1 protein-coding gene is annotated in these 303 nt (G+C 59.4%); it reads right to left on the bottom strand.

The window, feature by feature from the left end; all coding sequences use genetic code 11:
• Positions 1-123: 123 nt before the first annotated feature.
• Positions 124-303, bottom strand: a 180-nt coding sequence (locus AC0IYH_RS30735) for a hypothetical protein (protein ID WP_471837947.1), incomplete at its 5' end; no start/stop codon positions are given.

Here is a 303-nt window from a genome sequence, read left to right as displayed (position 1 = left end):
CAGAATGGCTACCAGCGCATTCGCGCCGAGGTCGACGCTCCCACAAATGTGGTGCCGGACGCTCCTCTTGCAGGCGCCTCGATATTGTAGGAGCCGGCTTGCCGGCGATCCGCGAACGCCCTGTCAATTCATCTGAACAACCGCTTCGTAGCCTGCGATTGGTCGCATCGCCCGCAAGCGGGCTCCTACAGATGTAGCGACTGCCATCGTCCTCCCCGTAGGAGCCGGCTTGCCGGCGATCATTTGATCCGGGTAGATATCTGTCGATTCTGGCTGGTTGCCACACTTTCTGGAAAACGGAAA

This window comes from Pseudomonas sp. AC463, from assembly GCF_979253585.1.
This window is presented reverse-complemented; position numbering and strand designations above follow the sequence as displayed.